Raw genomic sequence first — 3945 nt, 5'->3', positions numbered from 1 at the left:
ACGCAACCCCCGCAACTACCTTGCCTTCCTCGGCCTCGCCGCCGCCCTCTGCTGCTACAAACGACTCCTCCGACTCACCACATAGGACACGGTCTTACAAAGGCGGCTTCGGCTTTCATCCGCTGCTGTGTTTCCTCGCGAACACCGGCGAGGCCATGTCCGGCCGACTGCGGCCCGGCAACTCCGGCGCCAACACCGCCACCGATCACATCGCGGTGCTGGACGACGCCCTCGCACAGATCCCCGACGCTCACCGGCACGGCACCCAGATCCTGGTCCGCGCCGACAGCGCCGGATCCGCGAAAGCCTTCCTCACCCACATCCGAACCTTGCGCGAGCACGGGTTGAACCTGCGGTTCTCGGTCGGATACGCGGTCACCGAGCCAGTCCGTCGTGCAATCCGCTCACTGCCCGAAGCTCTCTGGCATCCCGCCCTGGACCAGAACGGGACACTGCGAGACGGCGCCGAGGTCGCCGAACTGACCGGCATGGTCGACCTCGCTGGATACCCGGTCGGCACCCGCATCACCGTGCGGCGCGAACGACCGCACCCCGGCGCCCAACTGTCCCTGTTCGACCACGACGAGGGCCTGCGGCACCAGGTATTCCTTACCGATACCCCTTACTCCGGTGGCGGTTCCGCACAGTTCCTTGAGGTCCGCCACCGTCGAGGACCACATCCGGTGCGGCAAGAACACTGGCTTCGGCCGCTTCCCCTCCCGCCACTTCGACGTCAACGCCACCTGGCTCGAACTCAGCCTCACGGCGATCGATCTCCTCGCCTGGGCCCGCGTCCTCCTGCTGGACGGCGAACTCGCCGCCGCCGAACCCAAGAAACTTCGCTACCGGCTGCTACACGTTGCCGCCCGCCTCACCCGCGGTGGACGCCGCCTCCGCCTGCGGATCTCGGCGACCTGGCCCTGGAGACACGAACTGGCCACGGCTTTCCACCGCCTTGCCGCACTGCCCCGACCGGTTGACTGACCTGCGGCCCCCGCCCACCCACGATCCGAAGGACCCGGAGAACCCGACCATTGCGCCGGGACTCCACCATGCCCAGGCAACAGAATCGCCTCGACCACCCAACAGTTGATGATCAACGCAGCCGCCTCAGCCCAACCGAAACGGCGAGGTTAGTCCTGTCGTTGCGGACCGGCGTCAACTACCCGCCGTGGGTCCGCAGCCAACGCGGGGACGCACATGGTCGCCCGCAAGGAGGACTCCAGGTCGGCCTATCCCTCAGCGCCTGCTGTCGGCGGGGGCGAGGAGGCTGGTGACCTCGGCGATGGCCTCGGGGGAGGGCTTGAAGTAGCGGCGGACGTTCTCTGCCTTCCTGTGGCGGGACTTGGCCATCAGCATCAGCTCGGAGGCGCCCCGCTCGCCGAGGTGGGAGAGGCCGGAGTGCCGGTACTCGTGCAGGTCCCAGCCGGTGCCCGGCCCGGCCAGCGCGGTGTGCTGGTCCAGCAGGGCATGGGCCTGGCCGTACGAGAGCCGGGCCAGGCCGGTGTCCGGGCAGACGTCCCGGGCGGTGAGCACCTTGCCGGGGCTGGGGCGGCGGTGGGTGACGAACACCGGCCCGCGGGTGCGGCCCTTCACGGCCTCGGGACTGGTAGGCCCGCATGTTGAGGTGTCGCGTATTCAGCGGATGGGGCCGGTTTCTGATTACTGACTGTCGCCGGTCACGGTGGTCCAGCGCGGATCGATGTGGCCCAGCCATGCATCTTGATCGTCGGCCGGTGGTTGCTTTAGGGGAAGGGGGAGGAATCGGCAGGTGAAGGTGAGGCCAGCGTCGTCTCCGTCGCCGTTGAGTGGTGGTTCCACGCATCGGGGGTTTCTGCTGATGCCTGGAGGAAGAAGAAGCTGGTTCGTCGTGGCTGACCGGTGTCGGGATGGGGCTTGTTCTCTGTGGCGATCTGTCGGACGACCGTAGCTGTCAGCAGACCGGTCTCCTCGGCGACCTCTCGAAGGACCGCTTCTTCCAGTTGTTCGCCTGGTTTGACTCCTCCCGCGGGGACTTGGGTGCCGGCCTCAGGCATACCGATGTGGTCGAACACCAGAACTTCGGGGACGGTGCGGTTCCGGACTACGTATGCGGCGACACGGATTCTGGGTCGGGTCATCCCGGCATTGTCAGTCATCTGCGCCTTGAGCCAGGCGCTGGCCGCCCGCCGGATCGAGTTCAAGAAGTTCCTGGTCACGATCGACAAGGCCGTGCCCGTTGGCCTCGACGTCCACCTGGTCTGTGACAATTACGCCACCCACAACACCGCCGAGATCAAGACGTGGCTCGGAAAGCACCCACGCTTCCACGTCCACTTCACCCCCACCGGCTCCTCGTGGATGAACCAGGTCGAGCGGTGGTTCGGCCTGCTGACGGACAAGCTCATCCGCCGCGGGGTGCACACCTCCGTGAAGGCCCTGGAGCAAGACATCAAGGCCTGGATCGACGGATGGAACGAGAACCCGAGGCCCTTGACCTGGACCAAGGCCGCCGACGAGATCCTCAAATCCCTCGCCGACTATCTCACCAAAATTAACCCACCCAGCCAGCCATCAAAGGAATAGTTACCCCCGTGATTTGCGGCGCATCACACTAGCCACACCACAACAGCCGCTTGGTCACCCCATGACAACAACCACAGCCCCGCCCTACACCCACTACCAGGACATCCACACCATGATTCCGCTGACGACCACCCGCTGCCCCCCACCCCAATCACATCAGCCCGCGGAGCTGGCCGAGGTCACACCGCCCTCACTCCCCGGAGCCGGCCGCGCCCCGCACCTGGACCGTGCGCGCGAGCGGGTCGCCCGGCTCCACCCGGAACTGCGCCGCCAGCTCCCGGCCGGAGCCGGCCAGCACCCACTGCCGGTTCACCACCCGGCCGTCGACGGCGAACTCGTTCCTCAGGACGGGCAGTTCGGTCAACCGCGCGAACCACTCCGCTGCCCGCTCGGCGAGGAATTCCGGCGACCCGTCCTCCTCGATCAGCGTTTCCAGGGTCCGCTCAAGGGTGTACAGCTGATCGCGGGATTCCCCGCCGACGAGACGCGAACCGGTGAAGAACGCACCCACTGTCAGCACATGCTGCTCGGGCTCGGTCGTGGGATCGGACAGACCCAGGGTGACCAGAAGTTCCGTACGGTTCTCGAAGACCGCGAACGTCGCATAGGTGTCGTCGGACTCGCAGCCCCATCCGCCGGACTCCGCCCGCTCCCGCAGCGCGGCGAGAAACCGCAGGCCGTCCTCGGTGGGCTCCAGCTCCGGATCGGCGTCGAACCAGCCGCCGGACGTGTCGTACTCGCTCATCACTCTTTTCTGCCCCGCAGGTCCCGGGAAAAGGCCCGAATCATTGTGACCGGACAAAGGACCTGGCCCCGGCGGTCACAGTGCACCGCAGGGGCCAGGATATCGGGGATGAGTCACCAGAGACTGTTGAAGAAATCACCCGCCTTGCTGCAGACATAGCTCCCGGCGATACCGCCGACCACGCCTCCGACGACTCCACCGACGGCTGTTCCGGCGCCGGGGATGATGGATCCGATTGCCGCGCCAGGCCGCTGCGCCGATCGGTGATCGCTGGCTCAGACCCGTGCAGCGCGCCTGGGACACCACCTACGACGCGCTTGCCGCGCCCCCGTGACACCGCCGCCCTGCGCCGCCGCCTGCTGCGCCTGTCCGTACGGCTGTGGTGGCACCCCTACTGGGAGACCGTCCCCTCGGCGCCAGTGGCGCGCTCCGAGCTGCGGCAGCTGGCCCGCTCCCGAGAAGCAGTCCAGGCCGCGTGACGGGCCGCCGGGGGTCCTCGGTGGACCAGGGGTACCGACGTTGCGACAGGGGTTGCGCCTGAGAGGCTGTTGTCTTTCCGAGTCTGATGATGGCGTTTTCGCTGGTCAGGGGTAGGGGTGGCGTCGGTGTGGGAGTGATAGATCGTCGTTTCGTCG

Annotated in this window: 1 protein-coding gene and 5 pseudogenes; 3 read left to right on the top strand and 3 right to left on the bottom strand. The window is 67.0% G+C overall.

What is annotated here, in order from left to right; translation table 11 throughout:
* Nucleotides 1-86: 86 nt before the first annotated feature.
* Nucleotides 87-984: pseudogene (locus ACFU8Q_RS39960) on the top strand (IS1380 family transposase); the annotation flags it as partial.
* Between the two features lie 255 nt (nucleotides 985-1239).
* On the opposite strand, the pseudogene ACFU8Q_RS39955 reads toward ACFU8Q_RS39960, so the two are convergent.
* Nucleotides 1240-1605 (bottom strand): annotated as a pseudogene (locus ACFU8Q_RS39955) (site-specific integrase); the annotation flags it as partial.
* A 57-nt stretch (nucleotides 1606-1662) separates the two neighbouring features.
* Nucleotides 1663-2120, bottom strand: a pseudogene (locus ACFU8Q_RS39950) (NUDIX domain-containing protein).
* Between the two features lie 46 nt (nucleotides 2121-2166).
* On the opposite strand from ACFU8Q_RS39950, the pseudogene ACFU8Q_RS39945 reads away from it, so the two are divergent.
* Nucleotides 2167-2565 (top strand): annotated as a pseudogene (locus ACFU8Q_RS39945) (transposase); the annotation flags it as partial.
* Nucleotides 2566-2755: 190 nt separating this feature from the next.
* On the opposite strand, the gene ACFU8Q_RS39940 reads toward ACFU8Q_RS39945, so the two are convergent.
* Nucleotides 2756-3310 carry a hypothetical protein gene (locus ACFU8Q_RS39940; protein ID WP_384464677.1) on the bottom strand — a complete coding sequence of 185 codons (555 nt, stop codon included), beginning with the start codon at nucleotides 3308-3310 and terminating at the stop codon, nucleotides 2756-2758.
* A 283-nt stretch (nucleotides 3311-3593) separates the two neighbouring features.
* Here ACFU8Q_RS39940 and ACFU8Q_RS39935 point away from each other — a divergent pair.
* Nucleotides 3594-3789 (top strand): annotated as a pseudogene (locus ACFU8Q_RS39935) (hypothetical protein).
* Nucleotides 3790-3945 lie beyond the last annotated feature (156 nt).

Origin of the sequence: Streptomyces sp. NPDC057543, from assembly GCF_042801895.1 — a bacterium.
GTDB lineage: Bacteria > Actinomycetota > Actinomycetes > Streptomycetales > Streptomycetaceae > Streptomyces.
This window is presented reverse-complemented; position numbering and strand designations above follow the sequence as displayed.